General features: G+C 29.3%; 2 protein-coding genes. One reads left to right on the forward strand and one right to left on the reverse strand.

Going from position 1 to position 1,585, the window contains the following annotated elements:
* Positions 1-169: 169 nt before the first annotated feature.
* The gene (locus F0000_RS27250) at positions 170-973 is read right to left on the reverse strand and encodes an SDR family oxidoreductase (protein WP_149627841.1); all 804 of its coding nucleotides are present in this window, start codon (positions 971-973) and stop codon (positions 170-172) included.
* A gap of 121 nt (positions 974-1,094) precedes the next feature.
* On the opposite strand from F0000_RS27250, the gene F0000_RS27255 reads away from it, so the two are divergent.
* Entirely contained in the window at positions 1,095-1,430 is a 336-nt protein-coding gene (locus tag F0000_RS27255) for a helix-turn-helix domain-containing protein (protein WP_149627842.1), read from the forward strand.
* Positions 1,431-1,585 lie beyond the last annotated feature (155 nt).

The following is a 1,585-nucleotide window of genomic DNA, read 5'->3' on the forward strand; positions in this document are numbered from 1 at the left end:
TGCTTACTAAAAAAAGCAGCAACACTTTAAAAAACGGCCTTGCAAAGAGCTAAAGTTAATACCCAGTAAATTACGAATTTTACGTTAGCCTACGTACTGAAGTTTCTGGGGTCTATGAGGGATTGTTGGCAACAGTATTTTTTACGTAATGCCTTATTGTTTCAAAGTACTAAATAAATTCTGAACGATTTAATTCAATAAATTCTTTTGCCGTTATTGGTTTTTTTCCTGTTACTAACTCGTAATCGTTTGTAGTGTTTGTGAAGTTTCCTGCTTCAATAGCTGAATACAAATATCCCATAAAATTCACTAACTCTTGGGGTAAATTATAACTAAGTAATGTGTCTTTGTATTCATCATTACTTGGTGCAATATTTATCACTTCTTTTTCCAAAACATTACTGAAAATTTCGGCAAACTGTTCGTGACTCAAAGATTCACTTCCCGTAAGCGTATATTCTTTACTTAAATGATTTTCAGGATTTTCTAAAATCGTACAGCTTGCAATTGCTACATCATTAACATCTATATAAGCAGTCTTGCTGTTTTTGGTCGGTAAATATATTTTTCCACTTTTAATAGCTTCTATATCATAATTAATAAAGTTTTGGAATATAAAATTGGGTCTTACTATTGCATAATCAATACCACATTCTGAAACTATTCTCTCAGTTTTACCAAAAGAATTCTCTTGCGTTTTATCTGCACCATATAATGACGAAAATAAAATAAATTTCACATTTGATTTTTTTGCCTCATTAATGAAAACTTCAACTTTTTTATCAAAATCGACAAAATTTGGAGGTGCAATTAAAAAAACTTTTTCAATTCCTTTTAGAATACTTTCAAATGTTTCTGGTTTATTCCAATCAAATATATCTCTTGATACTTTTCTATTTTCAATCTTTCTTTCTTGAAGTTTATTTAAAACGGTACTTCCAAACGTTCCTGTTGAACCTGTTACTAAAATCATTTTCTTTTTTTATTAATTAATAATTACATTTGTTACACAAAGAAACTAATAATAGTATTCATTTGTAACCGTTACCATTTGGTAACAATGTAAAAAGTGGTAACCTTTAAGTAACTAATAAATGACTGACTTTAAAGAAATAAGCGATTGTCCAATAACAACAACTCTAAGTTTTATAGGAGGAAGGTGGAAAACCATAATTCTTTATATAATATCTGATAGAACTTTTCGATTTGGTGAAATTTCGGCTCGTATTCCTGCGATTTCAAGAAAAGTACTTACGGAACAATTAAAGGAACTCGTAAAAGATGGTATTTTAAATAGACAAAAGTTTAATGAAACTCCTCCAAGGGTTGAATACTCTGTAACAGAATTTGGAAAAAGCCTTAAAAATGTATTGTCAGAAATGGAAAAATGGGGTTTTGAATTTGAAAAACATTCTTTGAAAGAAAAATAGATTATTTGTGTATTTTTCTTATTGTTGCCAACATTATAGGATTAAATCATTTAAGCCAAAGGCGCAATTTGATTTAATCTGCTGTTGTACTATGCGTTTTTTTTTCTTTTTTTAACCTTCTATGGGGATTGAATCCACTTGTTGTTTACTCAAAG

Source organism: Aquimarina sp. RZ0 (genome assembly GCF_008370685.1).
Classification (GTDB): domain Bacteria; phylum Bacteroidota; class Bacteroidia; order Flavobacteriales; family Flavobacteriaceae; genus Aquimarina.

What these genes read in the sequence shown, in the direction of transcription:
- F0000_RS27255 (WP_149627842.1), top strand. Translation starts at nt 1,095, where the DNA reads ATGACTGACTTTAAAGAAATAAGCGATTGTCCAATAACAACAACTCTA.
- F0000_RS27250 (WP_149627841.1), bottom strand. Translation starts at nt 973, where the DNA reads ATGATTTTAGTAACAGGTTCAACAGGAACGTTTGGAAGTACCGTTTTA.